This window comes from Streptomyces zaomyceticus (assembly GCF_014656215.1).
Classification (GTDB): domain Bacteria; phylum Actinomycetota; class Actinomycetes; order Streptomycetales; family Streptomycetaceae; genus Streptomyces; species Streptomyces zaomyceticus.
Genome location: NZ_BNBZ01000008.1, coordinates 1 through 18502, shown reverse-complemented (window position 1 = coordinate 18502; position 18502 = coordinate 1). Strand labels below are relative to the sequence as shown.

Below are 18502 nucleotides of genomic sequence, written 5' to 3'. Positions count from 1 at the left end.
CGAGCAGGGCTGAGCGGGACCGAGCAGTACGCGACCAGCGGCGGCGCCGAGGGCGTACGGGTGTCGGCGCCCACCCCGTGGCGTCCGTCCGCCCCGGCGCGTACGCCCACGACCAGGGCCGGCTGGTCCTCCTCGTGGAGCTGCCGCACCGCCCGGTCGAACAGAGTTCCTGGTCGGGTGATCTTCCGACCGTGTGTGCATGAAGGCAGGGCCTCCTGGTAGCTCGGGGGTGCGATCCCATCCGAGCGGTTCCGGAGGCCCTGTTGTCGTTGTTGTTCGTGCCCGAGCCCCTTCACTTCAACTCGCCTGCCGTGTCGTGCGATTGCCTCGCGCACGTGTACGGCAACGCGGCCGATCATCCCGATCGGGTGCGGAGGTATCCGTCGGACATGACGGACGCGGAGTGGGCGGCTGTCCGGCCTTTGCTGCCGGTGCCGGCCTGGATGCAGGGGCGGGGCGGGCAGCCCGAGGGCTACTGCCACCGCCAGATGCTGGACGCGGTCCGCTACCTGGTCGCGGGCGGGATCTCCTGGCGGGCGATGCCCGCGGACTTCCCCGCCTGGGGCTGGGTCTACGCCTTCTTCCGCCGCTGGCGCGAGCACGGGCTGATCACCGATTTCCACGACCGGCTGCGCGGCACGGTCCGTGAACACGAAGGCCGGGAGGCCGAACCCACGGCGGGGATCATCGACGCGCAGTCGGTGCGGGCCGCCGCGACGGTGCCGGCCGCCTCACGTGGCTACGACGGCGGGAAGAAGGTGCCCGGCCGCAAACGGCACCTCGTGACCGACACTCTCGGTCTGCTCCTGGTCGTCGCGGTCACCGCCGCGAACATCGGCGACCGGGACGCCGCCGTGGGCCTGCTGACCCGCCTGCACCGCCTGCACCGTGACATCACCCTCGTCTGGGCCGACGGCGGCTACACCGGTGGCCTCGTCGGCTGGTGCCGCCAGAAACTCGCCCTGACCTTGGAGATCGTCAAGCGCACTGACGACATGACCGGGTTCGTGGTGCTGCCCAGACGGTGGGTGGCAGAGCGCACGTTCGCGTGGCTGATGCACTCGCGCCGACTCGCCCGGGACTACGAGACCCTGCCCGCCACCAGCGAGGCGATGATCCGGTGGTCGATGGTCACGCGGATGGGCCAGCGCCTGGCACGGCCACAGGCCGCCGGCCGGCACTGAACATCCCCGACGCCTCCTGCACGAGCCACCCGCGCTCCGCCAGGCGCCTGGCCTTCGAACGCACCCCTTCGACCTTCGCCTGCGTCGCCCCGAGGCCCACCTCCACCGCGATCTCCTTGGCCTTCACCGGACCCTTGCCCGCTGACCGCCGTTCCTCCAGCACGCCCAGGAGCCGCTGGTAGTCCGGTGTCAACGCCGTCACCGGCAGCCCGTCCCGCCAGGGCGGCACGATCGACCCCGGCACCGGCGCGGGCGCCGTTTCCCCCTCCGCCTCGGCCACGGCACTCTCGGCGGCGGACAGGGCCAGAGCCTCGACCAGCTCCTCCCGCGCGATCACCCGCCGGTCCAGCTCGATCTCCGCGGCCTCCAACACCTCAGCCAGCCGCGCGGCTTCCTCCCGCAGACCCTCCACCCGCACCCGGGCCGCCGCCTCCCGCTCCTCCAGCATTCCCAGCACTGACGCCATCTCTCACCCCTCGATCACGGAGCCGACACAAGACGCCGCATGCCTCCCTCACTCTGAGCCACATCATGCCTGACCAGCGGAAATCAAGCGATCGTGTTCGGTTGAGATACGGCTTCTGATGCAAACCCCCGGATACGCACACCTAAGCGAAACGATCCAATCATCACGGCGTCACAAGATCAGCGACAGAGCCCGTTCATCCGTACGTGACTGGGCACGTTCACGAGTACGCCGACACCGAGGAAGGAGCCGGCGGCGACGGAGGTTTCAGGCCCTCCATGGCACCGTCGAACTCGCGGGCGAGGTGAGGCGCCGAGATTGGCGCCTATTCGTATGTACGGTGAAACCTCTCGGACTCGGTAAGCCCGAGCCGCTTCAAAATGGCGCGAAAGGTGGGCCAGGATGGCGCTCGTAATCCTCGAAAGGTACGTCGAGCCCGAGCTCGGTCTGGAATTGGTGCCATGCGCTCCGCGCGGCGGCAGTTACATTCGTGCTCATCGGCAGGGCCCAGGTGGTCGATCCTCCGTTCTCGCCATGGAGGATCGCCGCTCTGGCTGCCCAGGCCAGAACGCTTTGGCTTCGTAGCGACAAGCCGAGCCGGTTCCAGTGAAAGATCACGTGGAAACTGAGCACCTGCCGCAGCCCGCGGTCGAGGGTTCCGTCTTGAACGGCACGCCGCAGTTCTTGTCCTGTTCTGCGGAAGGCGTCGACCCAGTCGCTGACCGGCCCCAACAGCCCTCCGGGGCGCAGCAGTACGTCGCTGTCGGCGAAGAGTAGGGGACGGATCTCCTGGGCGCGGGCGTCAAGCCGGTCTCTTGGGACGTCACTGACGGCCGATCGGTGCTCCTCCGTGATGACGCGGTGCCAGACGTCTCCCTGCTCGTACCACTCCAGGCCGGCGGCGCGCATCATGATCGTGCAGAGGAGAACGGACAGCTCGCGCGGTCCCACGGTCAGGTCGTCGCGCTGCCGCAGCCGTGACGATTCCCGGCTGTCGGTGATGAACAGGGCGTGTGCGGCCGTCATGCTGGCCTCGCCACCGAACGCAGCGGTCTCCGACTCGTAGATTCCAGGCCACCACCGTTGCAGTTGCCCGTCTGAGACCAGGCGATCAAAGCTGTCGTCAAACGTCGGCCTGGCTCCGGGATGAAGGCGGAGGCGTAGGCGCCAGCAGGGGTGCTTGCGGGTGTACCACCAGCCGTCGATGACCCCCGCGGACTCCGCCTCCTGGAGCACGGGGAGCACATGCGTGGTGAAGGTGGAGTCGGCGTTCGCCCAGTCGGTGAAGTGGAGGTATGCCTGTTGCCAGTCTGTGGTGGGGTCGTGGCGTGTCAGGGCCTCACGGCCGGCCTGGTTGTAGACGGCCACGGCATCGGACAGGACCGTGGACTCCACCCCGTGGCGGGCCGCGGCCGCGGGGATCGACAGGCCGGTGAGCACAGCGGAGACCGCGCGCTGGACCCGGCTTGGATCCGTCAGGGTCAGTCGATCAAGAGACATGCGTCCCATCCGGTGTTCGGCGCCGAGGCGCAGGTGGAGAGAGCGAGCGCGGTGCCGGCGTCGCCGTTGATCAGGCCCGGCGCGGGAAGGGGGGAAGGGGCGTTCGCTGCCAGGATGCTGCCGAGCCGCTTCGGGAGGGCCTGGACCCGGAGGTCGACGGCATCGGCGGCGGCGCGGGTGGCGGTCTGGTAGATGCCTGCCCAGCCGTGGCACAGGCCGGAGTCTGTGACCTGGTCGAGCTGTTCGGGGTCGGTCAGGGCGCGGTACAGGGCGTCCTCGTAGAACTCCTGGACGTTGCGCGCGCGCAGGGCGATCCCGGCGAGCTGTCCGGCTCGTGCGATGCCGGTGGTTCCGTAGCACCAGCTCGGCCGGGTGGGTGAGTCGTGGTGCGGGCGCCTGCGGTCGAGGTCACGGCGTGAGATGTGTTCGGGCCACCAGGGGCCAGAGGGGCTGAGCTGGCACCAGGCGTCCAGGTGCTCGCAGATGCGCCACAGGGCTTCGCGGTGGCCTTTGACGGTGATCCCGCGCCGCAGGGCTTGGGCCAGGAGGAGGAGCGGGCCGCTGACGCCATGCGCGGTACCGAAGTTGCCGTGGCCTCCCGGGAAGTGGGCTGATTCGCCGCGTGCCGGGTCGTGGCGGACCCACCAGCCCGGCAGGCCGCGCTCGTCGGAGCCGATGGGGCGGGTCAGCGCGACGAGGTACTTCAGGACTCGTTCCAGCGCGAGCCCTTCGGGGTCGGTCCGCAGGAGGTACGCCCCGATGCCGGTGAGGCCGTAGAACAGGTCGTACTCGGCGAACTCAGGCAGGTCTCCCTTGCGGATCCGGGTGAGAGCGGCGTCCACGCGACGGTGGGCCAGGTCGATGACGTGCTGGTGCACGGTCTGACGGGCCGAGTCGTACAGGTGCTGGAAGTCCGGGGGGACGGTGGCGAGGACGAAGCCGATGGCCGGGGCGCCGAGGAAGAGCCCGGCGGTGTCGGCCGCGCTGATGTGGCCGGCGGTCGCGGCGGTGATCCACCGGTGCGCGGTGCGCCAGGAGTCGCTGTGACGAGCGGCCAGTTCGATGTGCAGCAGGCTGATACCGGCGGCGCCGTCGGCCAGGGACTGTGCGGCCCAGGGCTCGCCCGGTGGCGGCGCAGCGGGTTGGGCGAGGCGGGCGGTGTACTGCTCCAGGAGTGTCGCGGAGGCGACGGTCGGCGGGGTCATCGGGCTGCCCTCCGATGCTGGAGGGCGGCGGTTCGGACGAGCCGCATGGTGGTCTCCTCGGCGCGCGGTTCGACGCTTAGGGCCCTGACGTGGTGCTGATGCAGGAGCGAGCGGGCGACGTCCAGCGGGTCACGTTGGCCGGTCAGGGCGTTCCGGTAGACCTCGACGGCGGTAGCGCGGGCCGCCCACGCGTCGGCCACCAGCTGGCCGCTGGGGAGAGCCGCGAGCGCGGAGGCACCGTTCGGTCCAGCCAGTTCGAGCGTCTGGGCGCGCAGGGTCCGATCGAGTCGGCCCGTGCCCTGGGGAAGTGCGCGCACCAGCCACTCCTCGGCGACAGCGGCGTTCGGAGCCAGCGGGGTGACGAGGTGCAGGGCGCTGGCCGCCGCGAGGGCCTGCGCGGCGACGGCATCGGTGCGCTCGACGAGCCGGATCTGCGCGAGGGCTGCGGCGGAGTCCGTGGCGAACACCTGATGCGCGGCATCCATGGCCGCCTCGTTGCCGAAGCGCCCGGTCTGCGGCTGGTAGGGGGCCAGGACGAGCCCGGCCGCTAGGCCGACCCCGTGCAGGTTGTCCGCCCACGTACGGACGTACTGTGCGGCGGCCGCGTAGGCGTCCGGAGACAGGTGCAGGGCGAGGTCGAGGCGCTGGTCGGCTTCGGGACGCGCCACCTCCCGGTGCCGGATGAACCACCAGAGCGGTGGGGTGTCGCCGAACGCGGCGAGGAGGCCCGGGAGGTGGCGGCCCAGGATCTCGTCGTAACGGCGCGGGTGGGCGTGGAGCTGCGCGAACACCACGTTTCCGGCGCCGGGCAAATGCCGTCCGGCGGCCGTGGCGGGGCGTGGCCGGGGCACGGTGGCGGTGTCGGGCTGCGTCCGGCCCAGGGAGAGCCAGATCTCGTGCGCGCGCCCGATCCAGCCGTGGGCGTCTGGGTCCGGGACCTCGCGCAGCTCCAGGCGGCGGGCCTTGTCGAGGTGGGTGCGCAGTACCCGGCGGTGGACCGGGTGGGACAGGTCGAGGGGAAGGCGCTGGTCGTACTCGATGATGGCGACCTGCATCGGGACCCGCAGCCGTTCCCGCCAGGCGGTGAAGGCGTCCTCCCACTCCTCGGTCGGGTTCTTGGGGCCGGGCAGACTGTCGGCCATCAGCAGCCATCGGGCCTGCGTGAGGATGGTGCGGCGGTAGCGCACCCGGGGGAGGAAGGGGAGCCGGGAGCCGGCGCCGAAGTCGAGCGGTTTGTAGGCGGCGTAGCGGCTGTGGGCCACTTCGGCGAGGAACCGGGCCAGGGGTGGGGTCTGCGTCCCGCCTTCCAAGGCGTGCAGGACCCGTACGTCGACGCGCCGGCCGGTGGAGATCTGCACGAGGTGGAAGCTGCGCGGGTCCGCAGTGACGCCGATGTCGGCAAGCGGGATCGCCGCGTCCTCGCTCTCCTGGCTGCCGGACAACTCCACAACGTGCGGCAGCAGCCGGGGTGTCCGGATGACGTTCTCGTTGCGGTGGCGGCGCGGAGGGAACACGAGCTGCGCGGCGAGGCTGTCCGGCGCTCCGCGGTACGTGGCAGCAAGGGCGTCCCGCTGCTCGGGCGGCAGAAGGTGGGCGAACCGGCCAGCCATGCTGCTGCCCGGCCGGGGGACAGCGGTGAGGAGGAGGTCGAAGGTGCCGCTGGAGAGGGCCTGGGTGCTGGGGGCGTGGACCTCGAAGGCCATCTCCACCCGGGGCACGAACAGCCGCTCGTCCGTTCCGGCAGCCTTCTCCAGGGCGTCGATCATGTCGTCCGTCAGCAGCAGTTCACGACCGCCGTCCAGGAGGACCTGCTGCATGAGCGCGAGCAGCAGTTCGTCTCGTTCGGTGCGTACCTTCAGTGCGGTGCCGCGTTCGGATCCGACGTATCCGGCGGGCAGGCCCAGGCCGCTGTCGGCGACCAGGTCCATCACCGGCACCAGGGCGCCGACACCGTACCGGGCCCGGAAGCGGCGGTGGTAGTCGCGCCAGTGCTGGTAGCCGTAGGGCTGCGGGGTGGTCCGGTAGAGAGCCGAGACAGCTGCCTGCGCTTCCGCGATCACGGTCGGCGGGAGCTGGGTCTCGCAGTCGAGGGCGGTGTCAATGAGCAGCGGTGTCGGAGTGACCGGCGTCAGGGCGCGCATGCGTGCGGCGATGGTGCTCACGCTGGTGTCGGAGAGCGTCGGTTGGTGTGCGGAGAGGTCGTCGCGCAGGGTGTGCAGGGCGTGGACCAGGTCCCGCACCTCGGGGAGGTGGTCCGCCTGGTGCTGGGCCAGCTCGCGGCACAGGTGCTGGAAGGCGTCCACGGTGGTCATGGGCGCCCACAGGCTGGTGAGGAGGAACCGCTGCTCGACCAGGCTGGCGAGAAGGGTGTCGATCTTCTCCGAGGTGGCCTGCGGGAAGCGGTCGCGGAGGTGGCTGTGGAGGTCGCTGTAGGGGATGGGAGTGCGGGCCGCGTCCATGGCGGCGGCCACCGGCCGGGCGTTGCGGACGGATATCTCGACCGGGGCCAGCAGAAGGGCGTGACCCTCGGAGGGCGGGCCCGGCGCCACGAGCCGGTCGCCGCGGACACGGGCGGCGTTGTTGGCGACGAGCGGCAACCGGCGCAGCAGTGCGGGGGCGCGCTGGAACCGGAGCACCATCTCGGTGACCCACTCGGCGTCCGGTCGGACCAGAGCGAGGTGCTTGTTGCGCCACCGCGCGCTCGCCCGGGGTCCGACGGACACCGGGGCGATGCCGGCGAACAGGCCGAGCGGGGTCGGCCGGTGCTGCCAGCGCAGCAGGTAGGAGACCGTCGACAGCGCGGTGCGGCGGACGTGGCGGGGCTCGGTCTGTCGGCCGCGGACGACGGACTCGATGGCTTCGGACAGGACGGGCGTGGTCAGCTCCAGGGCGCTGCGGAAGTCCTCGCGCTTCCAGATGCGGTTCAGCCAGCCGCGGGTGACGGCCACGTCGTCCAGGTTGAGAGTTCGGGGGATGTTTGCCGGCCCCGGGCTGGTGGTGGCGCGCAGCATCGCAACGCCCTGCCACAGGTATCCGGCGGCTGCTCGGGAAGCCATAGGGCTCCTTCCATGAGGCGGCGCGGGGAGGGAGGTGCCTGGAGGCCGGGCGAAATACGTCGCCCGGCCCCCAGGAGAGAAGCGGCCTTGATCAGGCCGGGTCCTCGGTGAAGGAGCCGCAGGCGGAGGCACCGGTCTGGCAGGTGGTGCCGCAGCCGTCGCCCGTGGAGCACATGAGGTGGCCGTAGCCGTGCTCGGCGACGACGATCTTCACGTTCAGGGGCGCGAAGTCGTCGTCCAGGTCGTCCGCCGGCGTGACCGCGGGCGGGGTGAGAGTGGCGCTGGTCATGGTGTGCCTTCCTCTTGTCGGGGTGTTGCGGGACTACCTGGTTCCAGGCGTTATGCCGGGGGCCAGGAGAGCGAGATCCGGCTGTGCACCTTGTCGATGACCCGGTCGGCCAGGATCTGGCTGTCGGGGGTGCTGGCCGGGTAGGCCCGGATGATCGGGCTGGGGCCGCCGCGGCGGTTGGCCTCCCAGTCGCGGAGCACGTCAGCCACCTTGTCGGCGAGCTGCTCCGCGTGCGGGCCGAGGGCGTGCACGCCGTACTCCAGGAGCTTGTTGTCCTCGGTGCGGCGGGTAACGAGGTAGGCGAAGGTGTCGTCGTCGACGGCCGCGAGGGCGAACCGCCTGTTGACGGGGTCGACCAGCTTCGTGTCCGAGGTCTCGTCGACGGCCATCGTGCAGAAGCCCGGCAGGCTGATCGCCATCGCCATCTGGAGGGTGTCGATGAGCTCCTGGATCCGGACGGTCACGCCGGTCCACATCTCGTGGCGCGTGAACGTCACCGCGTTGTCGAGCCGGTGCGGGTCGGCGGGCAGGCCGTCGTCGAACTTGAGCCCGATCTCCGGGGTGCCGTTGACGAGAAGGAGCTCTTCGCGGTGGGCGGTCGACCCCTGCATCGGGACGAAGCCGCAGATGCAGGCCGACTCGCTCTCCAGGTGAGGGCCGTGCTCGCCCTCGACCAGGGTGAAGGCGACCGACCGGGTCAGACCGCGCATCCGGAGCGGGACGATGAGGCGGCCGCCCTGCTTGAGCTGCGCGGTCCAGGCCGGCGAGATGTCCCAGGCCCCGGCGGTCACCATCACGACGTCGACCTCATCGAGGTCCGGGATGGGCTCGGCGGCGTCGGTGGTGACGACGTGGACCCGCCCGTAGCCGTGCTCGTCCAGGAGCCGACGCGCGCGGTCGGTGACGGCGAGGTCGATGTCGACGGTGACGACTTCACCCTGTTCGCCGACGAGTTCGGCGAGGTAGGCCGCGTTCAGTCCGCCCGAGCCGATCTCCAGGACGCGCATCCCTGGCTTCACCTGGGCCTGCTCCAGCATCATCGCCTGAATCTGCGGCGCGGAGACGGAGCTGAGCTGCACGCCGTGCTCGTCCGTATTGGTGATCACGGCGGCGTACGTGTCGTACGCCTTCTCCAGCGGGGTGTCGGGGGTGAACGCGTGCCGAGGCACGCGGCGCATCACCGCCTCGATCTCGGGGGAGGAGATGTTGCCGTCCGCGCACAGCTCGTCCACCACCTTGTTCCGCAGGCGGGTCGCCTCGTCGGGCTCGACGGTCGTGTTCGTCATGGGCTTCCTTCGGTTGTTCATGTTCGGGGAGGGGAGACCGGCATTGCGTGCCGGTGGGCGGGGACGCTATCGGCGAGGGCTCTCCGTTCTGGCCAGACCACCAGGGGTTGGTGATTCTCGGGCTGGATGGCGCGCGATGGCTCGGCGCCGGTGGAGGCCGCCCGGCGCTCCCGTTCGGATCGCTCAGGAGGGCCGGGCGGCTGTCTAGGCGGCGGTCGCGAGATCATCCGGATTGACGACCTCGTAGTCCCGCAGTTCGCGTACGAGCTGGCTCGCCAGGAACCAGCCCAGCTGGGGGTGCCCGTAGGGCACAGGAGCGTCGTCCTCCTCGACGGGAAGTGGCGCCAGGCCGGTGGCCGTGAGGCGGTACCGGGAGCCGATAACACCCCAGACCGACGTCGTCCGCGCGCGGAAGACAACGTGCCCCTTCCGTAGGTGCGGGCACAGCTCCAGGGCCGGCCGCAAGTGCCTCAGGCACACCGGTGGCTGGGACGTCCTCACGGGTCCCCCGGCGCGGTAGGACTCGTCGTCCGTGACCCCGGCGAGGAAGATGTAGCCCTGGCCGGTCTCGGCCGGGCAGAGACCGACCTGACACCGAAGCCGCTCCATCGCCTCCCGCTGCCGAGCCGGGTTGACCAGTCGCCATTGCGGTTTGCCCGTCGGCTTCCCGGCGGCGTTGAGCGACTGGGAGCACCGCGCCCAGAGCTCTCGGCCCGGCCCACGATCCGCTGGGGTCTCGTCCTGGTAGGCGAGGCGCACGGAGCCGAAGGCGTCCATGCTGAGCGTGAGTTCCGACGCCAGCCCGCCGTACTCGCCCTCTCGCTGGGTGATGTATGGGACGAGCTTCGGCGCTGTGCTGGTCCTCTTCACGCGGCGGCCCTCGCCCTGGCGAGGGGCCGGTGCGGGGCGACGATACGGCCGTCGGGGAGGAGTTCCCCGGTGTCCTCGAAGAGAAGCACTCCGTTGCACAGCAGGCTCCAACCCTGCTCAGGCCGGTGCGTAAGGGAGTGTGCGGCCTCCCTGTCGGGGTCCTCAGCCGTGGGGCACGGCGGGTTGTGCGCACACATGGTGCTCGTCCTCTCGGGTGGGAAGTTGGGCCTCTTCGGCGAGCTACGGTGCCGTGGGGGGACACGGTTCGGGCAAGGCCGAAGAGGGAGTCGTGGGGTACCGTCGCCGTATGAAGGCGGCGATGGCCGTTTCGCTGTAGCCGTAGAAGCGGCCAAGGGTGGTGTCGTCGTTGCCCCAGAGCCTCGGGGGTTTCTCTCCCCACTCGACGACGTCGCTGGTTTCCGGATCCTGTGACCAGTGCAGCCGCAGGTCCGGGAAACCGGCGTGCTCGCGGAGGAGGTCACGGACCGCGAGCCCGAAGCAGATACACGGCACGGGGTAGTACCCGCCTCGCCGTGTTCCTCCGACGGGGACCGCGAGGAACGGCATGCGCATGATGCGTACCGCGATGCTCTTCTCCACGAGCCAGGTGTCCGAGAGCCGCCGGACGTAGTAGTCGTAGTCGAAGGCGTCTTGTGGGACGCCTACCGCCGTGGCGGTCACGACCGGGTGTCTGGCGGAGTTGGGGTTGTGCATCACTCCGCTTCCTTGATGTATCGGGCTTCGATCAGTGCTTCGACCAGGTCTGAGGTGACGAAGGCCAGGCGACGAGCGAGGCCGACGGCCTGCTGGTGGTCAGCTGGCGTGCGCTCTTCTCGCAAGGGGCGCCCTCGTTCAACGAGCCGAACCATCTCCGTGGTGGGCGGGTACTTCTCGTCGGCCACAGCGATGTCGCTGAGCTGCTTCACGTGCCCGCAAAGGCGGTCGATCAGGGTGTCGGTCGCCGCGACGGCCGGCGGATGGTTGCCGATGGCGGTGTCGAGATCGTCGAAGACCTCCTCCACGTCGAACGGCTTCCAGCCCTTGATGCGCTCCAGGACCGACCGCAGGCCGTCTGCGTCGAGTGGGGGCATCCACCGCGGTGCGTTGGGCTCGTCGGCGGGCGGAGAGACCACGTCGTTCTCCGGAACCAGAACGCTGAGGGGCATCGGGACTCCTGAAAGGGACCAGGTGCTGGCCGGGGACTAGGGGTGCTCGATCGTTTCCGGGAGCCCTTTGAAGACCCACACGTCCTTGCCTGCGGGGGTCACAGAGACGGACGTGTCGTCAGCCAAGGCCTTCAGCAGCAGCAACCCGCGTCCGTCTTCGGCCATGAGGTCCGGCGTCGCGTACACGGGCAAGCTGGGGTCCTGGTCACGGACGACGGCGGTGACACCATCCGGCACCTTCTGGAGGAGGAGGCTGGCCATCCGGTGTCCGTCCGCGCCCGCGAGCGTGTGCTGCAAGACGTTGGTGAGGAGCTCGTTGACCACGGTCAGCAAGCGGTGCACGGTGCCGGCGTCGATGCGCCACCAGCGAAGGTGGGCTGCAACGATGTCCCGCACGGTTCCCAGGTCCTCCGCGCGGACGTCGAAGATCATGTCGAGTTGGGTGTCCACGCTTCTGGACATGGCTCGAACAGAAGCATCCCGCTCGGTGGTGTTGACGAGCAGCTCCATCGTTGCTTCCTCCGTTCTGCCAGAACCCCTTCAGCGGGGGTGGGTTGCGGTGTGTACTGGGCTGGAACCGATCAGCAACCATTTAGGCAGAGCGCGCCGAGCGCGTGCAGAGCCTGATGCCGAGAGCCGAAGAGTTCGGCATCAACGACTTCGGGGACAGACCATGCCGCAGCCCATGAAGCAGCTCGACCCGGGGGCGTCCCCTCAGGAATGGTTCGGAAACGAGCTGCGCAGACTCCGCCTTGAGCAGGGCCTCTCCGCCAAGGAGTTGGGCCGGTTAGTGCAGGTCAGCGGCGACATGATCTTGTCGATCGAGAAGGGCAAGTACCCCAGCTGCCGTCGTGATGTCGCTCAACGGCTCGACGACATCCTGCGCACCGGAGGGCTGTTCGACCGCGCGTGGCCGATGGTCTTCGGCAACCGTGATGCCGAGAAAAAGCGGCCTGATGCCGATAAGCCTCCCACGCGCGGGAAGGAGAGCCCCGCCCAGGCGTCGGCAGGCCGCATCCTGGGCAGAGACGAACCCACTCCGCGCCCTGGGAGCCATGAGCCCGTGATTCGACGCTCGTTCCTCCACCTCAGCGGCCTCGCCGCCATAGCCCCCCTCGACCTCACCAACGTCTTCGCCTCCTCCGAACCGTCCCTTCCAGCAACCGTCAAGCCGAGTCACCTCGATCAGGTTTTGGCCGCTGCCACCGCCATCAGCGGCATGGACAACGAGCTGGGCGGCGGCGGCATGGTCCGTGACGTGGCCAGTCGGGCAATGCAGTGGTCAGCCGGCCTGCTGCAAGCCCAGTGCCCCGAGCACCTACGCACCGAGTTGTTCGCCGCCGTCTCCCGACTCGGGATCGTGGTGGGCGCCTCCGCCTTCGATGCCTATCACCACGATGAAGCCACCCGGACGTTCCGGTTCGCAGCAGACTGCGCTGAGGAGGCCGGGCAATGGCATCTGCGGGCCAAGACGTACTCGTTCCTCGCACGGCAGGCCGTATGGATCGGAGCACCCGATGACGGCCTGACCTACGCCGAGAAGGGGCTCGTGCGCTCCGACCGCCTGACCGCGACGGAGCAGGCGATGCTCCACACCGCACGGGCCCGAGCCTTCGGGAAGATGGGCAACGTGCGCGACACCATGGCGGCTGTCGGCGCTGCGGATGAGGCGTTCGCCCGGGCGTGTCCTGCCGAAGACGCGCCGTGGATGGCCTACTACGACGAGGCGCAGCACAACGGGGACACAGCTCACGCCCTGTTCGATCTCGCCGTCCTGGCCGGGCAGGACCCCGGCCGGGCAGCGCGCCGCTTCGACACGGCGGTGAAGGGGCACGCGGATGCCTTCAAGCGGTCGCGGGCGATCTCGCGGACCAAGTTGGCCTCTCTGATCATGGCCAAGGGCGACCCGCGCCAGGCGGCGGCACTCGGTCATCACGCCTTGGACGAGGTCGGCCGACTCACTTCCCGGCGAGCCGCCGATGATCTGCGGCAGCTCGGTCACTTCGCGTCGAAGCATCAGACGGTTCCAGAGGCGTCGGGGCTGCGGGAGCGCATCGCCGCTACGGTTTCCACATGACTACTTCGGCAGCGGCACCCGCGCGCCAGGTCCTGGAGCAGGCATGCGCTGCGGCCGGGCTGGACGCCGGCGAGGCGGAGCCGCTTCGTCTGGCCGAGAACCAGATATGGCGGCTCCCTGGTCAGCGAGTGATCGTACGTATCGCGCGCGAGGGCCAAGGCGCTGCGACGGCTCGTGAGGTACGCGTCGCGCGTTGGCTCGCCGAGGAGGCCGTCGCCGCCGTTCGCCTATTCGACGTGGAGCAGCCGATCATCGCAGACGGCAGGCCCGTGACCTTCTGGGTGGAGCTCCCGCCGCAGGAGCACGGTTCTGTCGAAGACGTGGCTCGCCTCCTGTCCCAGCTCCACTCCTTGCCCGCACCGGACATCGACCTGGGGTACCTCGATCCCTTCGTCCGGGTCAGCGAACGACTGCAAGCGGCCACGACGATCAGCAGCGAGGACAAAGAGTGGCTGCAGGGCCTGCGCCGCGACCTCGCGACAGCATGGGCCGAACGGCCGACCGGTCTGCCCGACCGGGCAGTGCACGGCGATGCCTGGCCCGGCAACATCGTCCGCACCGTCGACGGGGTCCTGATGATGGACCTGGAGCGTTTCTCAGTGGGGCCTCCGGAGTGGGACTTGGTGTCCACTGCAGTGCGAGCGATGACCACGGGCGCGGTCAGCAGGCGCGAGTACGACCGGTTCTGTGCGGTCTACGGGTACGACGTGACGGAGTGGGAGGGGTACCCCCTCCTCTCACGCGCCCGAGAACTGCGGATGGTGACATACGCGGCCCAGCACGCTGCCAGCCACGTGGAGTGGAGGGGGCAGGCGCAGCACCGGATCGACTGCCTGCGCGGTCGATCCGGCCCGCGGCCGTGGTCGTGGAAGGGAATTCTCTGACCCCGGACGGCAGAAGAGGCGTGCCCGAAGGCCCCCTTGGACCTATGCGTTTGGTCGGTGCTCGAAGCCACGGCGACACCGCGGGTGGCTTTGTCCGGGTCCTGGTGGGAGGTCCAGCCGCAGTCCAGGCCGTTCAAAGACTGCCACGCCCTCGTCGGCGTGGGCCGCACGGCTCGAGAGGCGGCCCAGGCCATCGCTGAACGGCTGGGTTAGCGCCTTGCGGCAGGGTTCTCGCGACGAGCCTGGCTACAGGAAGCCCTCGTCGTGCTCCTCGTCGAGTCCGAGCTCCGCGTCGGTGACGCTCGCCCAGGTCCGGCAGGGAGAAGAGTCCATCACCTGTACTTTCAACGAACTTGACGAATCGGTCGACGGGCCTGTGCAGCTGCTCCTTCTCGAGCACGGTGCTGCAGGCACGGCAGCGCCACGGTCGTTGGAGCGTGGTCCATTGTGCCCGTGCACAGCCGGGCAGGTCACGAAGTACGTCGACGGACCGAAGGATGATTCCCAGTTGGCGTAGCCCCTTCTGGGGCGATGTCCGGTCTCCGTCCAGGGAGAGGGCCAAGGCCGGCATTCCCAGCAGGACGAACTCACCGCCGGGCCACCGACAGGTGCATGTGCCCTCGCACGTCCGGAGCGAGGCCCAGCACCTGGAGGCGGCTGACCATGCCCTGCTGTTGCTCTTCCGTGAGAGTGCCGAACGCCACGAAGGCCTTCTTGAGGCCCTTGTTCGTGGAGTGCGCGCCGCGGTCAAGCCTTCAGTGCGCCGGCATCATCTCTTTGCCTCACAGTCGGTAGCAACAAGCTGGCCGCCGAGCCGCTGGGCAGTTCCGCCGTGGCCATGAGGACCAGATCCGTCTCCTCCGGGTCCAGCCGATGACCAGCGATGGCATGCGCCCAGATGCGCAGCGTCTTCCACAGATCCGTGCTGGCGTCCGTCAGACTTGCTCCTGGCGCCCTGTGCTTCAGCTGGTGGTAGCCCCTGCCGTCCTTGGAGACCTTTTCGATGTCGTCACCGGCTTCGATCGCCACTGACCATTCGATCCCCCGCCGATCGCGATCGACGCAGAGGTGCAGCGCCTTGCGTATCTGGTACACGTAACGGCTCACATTGATTGGAGTCGGCCGGCCGACCTGCTGGTGAGGGCGCGGACGTTACGGTCATCTCTCGCAGGCCGCCCGGGCATCGAGGGCAGGGCGAGGCCTGTTCCACCAGTTCAATCGTCTTCCGACGGGAACGCCACACCCGGCATTGAAACTTCAATTAACGCGTCGTCACCAAATTTCGATCTTGGGGACCAGGTTGCGACTGCTGCACTTTGGTGAGCTTCCCAACACGCTCGTCGGCATGTATCAAGCTTCCCTCCTTGTACGATTAGGCAGACAGTGTGCATCGGTCGACCGTCGCGCACCTCAAGTACAAGCTCCTGGCTATTAGCGCCGCGGGCCGGCAGTGACACCTCAGTAGCATTTCGATGGAGCGGCGATGCGTTGGCGTAGGGACCCTTCACGGCGGGCCCTCGTGAAAGAATGTCAGATTCTGCTCGCCGATCTCCCTATCCCCGCTCCATTCAGCGTCGAGGCGCTGGTGCGGAATATGGAGGGCGCGCTGGGGCGCCAGATTCGGCTAGTGCCACTGGATGACACCGACGGGGGCCTGGGCACGGCATGTGGTCTGCGGGTCAAAGCGCCGGAGTCCACGATGATTCTCTACCGCCGCCGTACAAGTCGCAATCAAACCGAGCACATCATTCTCCATGAGCTCGCGCACGAGTGGCTGAACCACGGGACCTCCCTGACGGATGCGGAGATCGAGCGATACGTCCCTGAGCGTATTCGTCAGGAAGTTCTTCGGCGTTTCCCGTCAGCTCTGGTCCAAGGACGCGTGGATTTTGGCAGCCCGGAGGAAAAACAAGCCGAGCTTTCGGCTTCATTGATAAAGCGGCTGGCACGCCGTCAGTCGTTCACGGGAGACGACATGGTCAGTCTCCTGGAGCATTCACTTGCTCACCCAGTCGCTGCTCCACCGCGGCGCCGACCTTAGCTGCGATCGACTGGCGGCCACTGAGGCGAGCTCCCGGCCTTACGGCTTCGCCACATCCTGCAGTCCACCTATTGGCAATTAAGGCTGCGCCCGACTGACCTTCCAGGTCGGCGAAACGCGCAGCCGGCGCAGATACCCATTGGTTCCGTGTTCGACTACATCAAGTACCTTACTGCGGCTGTGATGACCCTCATCGCCGTATGGCGATTCCCTGCAGTTCGGTACGCCGACGCCCACCGCCGGGCGCTCTGGGGCGGCTATGCGGGATTCGCCGTCGCTCTCTGGCTTTACACGCCAGCAGTAATGGATGCGGTGGATCGCATTCCAGTAGTAGACCTGAGCGCCCTACTCAGGCACTTTGCCAGTACCGCGGCTATCATCGCGGCCCTGACCTACGTCGCCACCAGCTACGGGAGGAGCTCGGAGACGGTCGTACCCCGCCACGTTACTGTCTCCCGCCGAATCGCACGCGCGTCCTACGGGACGGGGGCGGTAGGCGTCATTCTGCTCACGGTCCTGTTTTTCACCGTGGTGGACCGCGAAAAGCCGAGCCAGAACTTCCTCATCGACCACGCAGGGCAATGGGGGGTCGCGGTCTACATGACCGTGTTCTACTTCTTTCCGCTCGTTACGACCGCAGTTTGCGGCTACCAGTGGACGAGGGCGGCGCGACGGGTCGAGAACACGAGCATGCGCATTGGGCTGGGTTTGATGGGGATTTCAATGTGGATGGGGCTGACCCACACAGTCGCGCGTATCGCCATCCTGTGGGCTGCGGTCGCGTTCCCTCTAAGTCCCTCCACGGTCCGACTTCTTGTAGACGCCACGGCGATATGGATGAACCTGCTCTTCCTGATCGTTGCCGTAGGTGCGAGCATCCCCACCACCCGCGCGGCGGCGGCTCGGTGGAGAACTTGGTGCATCCTGTACAGGACTTACCCACTCTGGTTTGACCTGGTGGATGCATTCCCCGGCACGAGCCTGTATCCACCCGCGCGGCGCCTCGCGGAACTCAGGCACATAAGCGTCCCCATCGATGTTCGCCTGGACCGATGGACACAAGACATTGCTGACGCTTGCGAGAAGCTGCGCTATTACGCTCCACGGAACTTGATGTTCGCCGCCGAGGACATCACCGCATCGCACCCCGACCCTGAGCCGGCTGCGGAAGCGTACTGGATTAAGGCTGCACTCCAGGCCGCTGACACCTCGCGAGCCAACCTGTGCGCCACTGCCCCTCTGAGAGAGAAACCGTTTGTTGACACCGATAGTGAAGCAGCGTGGCTTTCGCGAGTCAGCACGGCCTACTCGCACATCACCATGGATCAAGCTCGGGCTCTTCTCCTGCACTCCATGGAGGTGGAATCCGAACCATGCCGCCAGCCCGTTAACAGCTTCACAGTCTGATTTTTCGATCCAGACCCTCTCGACGGGTGAAACCAGGCCGCATTGGGATCTTGTAGGGAGGGTCGGTGAGTGAGATTTGGCACCGTCCGCCGCGTGAACCAGGCTGGTACCGTGGGTCATGCGGATAGATAGGTCTTGCTCCGCCTCGTAAGTTCACCCCGGCCTGCGACGAACCTCTACTCCCGTCGCCACATGTGGCCGGGCAGTGACGCTATCCAGTCTGGATGGGCGTCCGAAATCTCAGCAATCTGGAGTTCTCGTATGTCCAACCGCCGCACGGGCCTCATCCTCGATTTCGGAGGTGTTCTCACCACTCCGCTGCTGCCTGCAGTGCTCGCGTTCGAACAGCGCGAGGGCCTCCCGCAGGGCGCCTGCCTCACGGCCCTGTACAAGCACGAGGAGGGCGTCCGGATCACCAGCGACCTCGAGCGCGGAGCGGTCTCCCAGACTGATTGGAACGAGTTCGCCGGCAAGATGCTGGGCGTGCCGGCTGACAACTTGATGGGCCGCATCTTCGGCGACCTTCGCCCCGAGCCGCTGATGATCAATGCGGCAGCCGCGGCGAGGCGGGCCGGGATCAAGGTGGGCATCCTGTCCAACAGCGTGGGGCTGGCCCCTTGGGACCTGTACGACGGCTACGAGCTTGAGCGGCTGTACGACGTCGTGGTGATCTCTGAGCAGCACCTGCTGCGCAAGCCTGACCCTGAGCTCTTCGAGATCACGCTCAAGCTCATGGATCTGCCGGCCGAGGAGTGCGTCTTCGTCGACGACACCGCAACCTACGTCCAGGCATCCGAACAGCTGGGCCTCGCGGGAGTGCACAACCAGGACCCCCAGCAGACGGTGGACACTCTCTCCGAGCTGCTCGGTGTGGACCTCACGGCCTAAGCCGGCGCCGACCGCACGCGGCGTTGGAGTGCCGAGAACAGCAACAGTGAAGGGACTAGCGGGGATGCCCTACAAGGGCATCCCCGCTAGGTTCTGTCTTCAAATGTCACGCCCACATCAGGAGTGACGCGAGGGTGACTGCTGCGTCGTAGGACTCGGCGGTCTTGTCGTACCGGGTGGCGA

Annotated in this window: 17 protein-coding genes; 5 read left to right on the top strand and 12 right to left on the bottom strand. The window is 68.1% G+C overall.

Annotation, left to right across the window (positions count from 1 at the left end; all coding sequences use genetic code 11):
• The first annotated feature begins 389 nt into the window (after positions 1 to 389).
• Complete coding sequence (locus IE311_RS13165; protein ID WP_189831821.1) at positions 390 to 1184, top strand: IS5 family transposase; 795 nt, start codon at positions 390 to 392, stop codon at positions 1182 to 1184.
• Here IE311_RS13165 and IE311_RS37330 read toward each other — a convergent pair.
• The 11 genes from IE311_RS37330 to IE311_RS13115 all read right to left on the bottom strand — a co-directional run bounded on the left by IE311_RS37330 (position 1132) and on the right by IE311_RS13115 (position 11532).
• Positions 1132 to 1650 carry a hypothetical protein gene (locus IE311_RS37330; protein WP_229901894.1) on the bottom strand — a complete coding sequence of 173 codons (519 nt, stop codon included), beginning with the start codon at positions 1648 to 1650 and terminating at the stop codon, positions 1132 to 1134. The two genes, IE311_RS13165 and IE311_RS37330, sit on opposite strands and share 53 nt — an antisense overlap.
• Before the next feature lie 375 nt (positions 1651 to 2025).
• The gene (locus tag IE311_RS13155; RefSeq protein WP_189831820.1) at positions 2026 to 3150 is read right to left on the bottom strand and encodes a thiopeptide-type bacteriocin biosynthesis protein; all 1125 of its coding nucleotides are present in this window, start codon (positions 3148 to 3150) and stop codon (positions 2026 to 2028) included.
• A complete protein-coding gene (locus IE311_RS13150) occupies positions 3132 to 4355 on the bottom strand; it encodes a lanthionine synthetase C family protein (RefSeq protein WP_189831819.1) in 1224 nt (407 codons plus the stop codon). Before IE311_RS13150 ends, IE311_RS13155 begins: the two co-directional genes overlap by 19 nt.
• Complete coding sequence (locus tag IE311_RS13145; protein ID WP_189831818.1) at positions 4352 to 7411, bottom strand: lantibiotic dehydratase; 3060 nt, start codon at positions 7409 to 7411, stop codon at positions 4352 to 4354. The genes IE311_RS13150 and IE311_RS13145 overlap by 4 nt, the downstream gene beginning before the upstream one ends.
• 91 nt (positions 7412 to 7502) lie before the next feature.
• Positions 7503 to 7700: an FxLD family lanthipeptide gene (gene fxlA, locus IE311_RS13140; protein ID WP_189831817.1), complete on the bottom strand. Its 198-nt coding sequence runs from the start codon at positions 7698 to 7700 to the stop codon at positions 7503 to 7505.
• Positions 7701 to 7750: 50 nt separating this feature from the next.
• Entirely contained in the window at positions 7751 to 8986 is a 1236-nt protein-coding gene (gene fxlM, locus IE311_RS13135) for a methyltransferase, FxLD system (protein ID WP_189831816.1), read from the bottom strand.
• Between the two features lie 204 nt (positions 8987 to 9190).
• A complete protein-coding gene (locus IE311_RS13130) occupies positions 9191 to 9856 on the bottom strand; it encodes a hypothetical protein (protein ID WP_189831815.1) in 666 nt (221 codons plus the stop codon).
• Entirely contained in the window at positions 9853 to 10053 is a 201-nt protein-coding gene (locus IE311_RS36680; RefSeq protein WP_229901893.1) for a DUF5999 family protein, read from the bottom strand. The genes IE311_RS13130 and IE311_RS36680 overlap by 4 nt, the downstream gene beginning before the upstream one ends.
• Before the next feature lie 43 nt (positions 10054 to 10096).
• A complete protein-coding gene (locus tag IE311_RS13125; RefSeq protein ID WP_229901892.1) occupies positions 10097 to 10570 on the bottom strand; it encodes a DUF6302 family protein in 474 nt (157 codons plus the stop codon).
• Complete coding sequence (locus IE311_RS13120; RefSeq protein WP_189831814.1) at positions 10570 to 11022, bottom strand: DUF6415 family natural product biosynthesis protein; 453 nt, start codon at positions 11020 to 11022, stop codon at positions 10570 to 10572. The genes IE311_RS13125 and IE311_RS13120 overlap by 1 nt, the downstream gene beginning before the upstream one ends.
• A 36-nt stretch (positions 11023 to 11058) precedes the next feature.
• Positions 11059 to 11532 carry an ATP-binding protein gene (locus IE311_RS13115; protein WP_229901891.1) on the bottom strand — a complete coding sequence of 158 codons (474 nt, stop codon included), beginning with the start codon at positions 11530 to 11532 and terminating at the stop codon, positions 11059 to 11061.
• Positions 11533 to 11707: 175 nt separating this feature from the next.
• Between IE311_RS13115 and IE311_RS13110 the strand changes: the two genes are divergently transcribed.
• Both IE311_RS13110 and IE311_RS13105 read left to right on the top strand, forming a co-directional pair.
• Positions 11708 to 13099 carry a helix-turn-helix transcriptional regulator gene (locus tag IE311_RS13110; RefSeq protein ID WP_229901890.1) on the top strand — a complete coding sequence of 464 codons (1392 nt, stop codon included), beginning with the start codon at positions 11708 to 11710 and terminating at the stop codon, positions 13097 to 13099.
• Positions 13096 to 13983, top strand: coding sequence for a phosphotransferase enzyme family protein (locus IE311_RS13105; RefSeq protein ID WP_189831812.1), 888 nt, complete (start codon positions 13096 to 13098; stop codon positions 13981 to 13983). The genes IE311_RS13110 and IE311_RS13105 overlap by 4 nt, the downstream gene beginning before the upstream one ends.
• Before the next feature lie 747 nt (positions 13984 to 14730).
• Here IE311_RS13105 and IE311_RS13100 read toward each other — a convergent pair.
• Complete coding sequence (locus tag IE311_RS13100) at positions 14731 to 15078, bottom strand: hypothetical protein (protein ID WP_189831811.1); 348 nt, start codon at positions 15076 to 15078, stop codon at positions 14731 to 14733.
• A 1093-nt stretch (positions 15079 to 16171) separates the two neighbouring features.
• On the opposite strand from IE311_RS13100, the gene IE311_RS13095 reads away from it, so the two are divergent.
• Positions 16172 to 17431 (top strand): MAB_1171c family putative transporter, encoded by a 1260-nt coding sequence (locus IE311_RS13095; protein ID WP_189831810.1) that lies wholly within the window; start codon positions 16172 to 16174, stop codon positions 17429 to 17431.
• Between the two features lie 261 nt (positions 17432 to 17692).
• On the top strand, positions 17693 to 18319 hold the full coding sequence (locus IE311_RS13090) for an HAD-IA family hydrolase (RefSeq protein WP_189831809.1): 627 nt from the start codon (positions 17693 to 17695) through the stop codon (positions 18317 to 18319).
• The last annotated feature ends 183 nt before the right edge of the window (positions 18320 to 18502 follow it).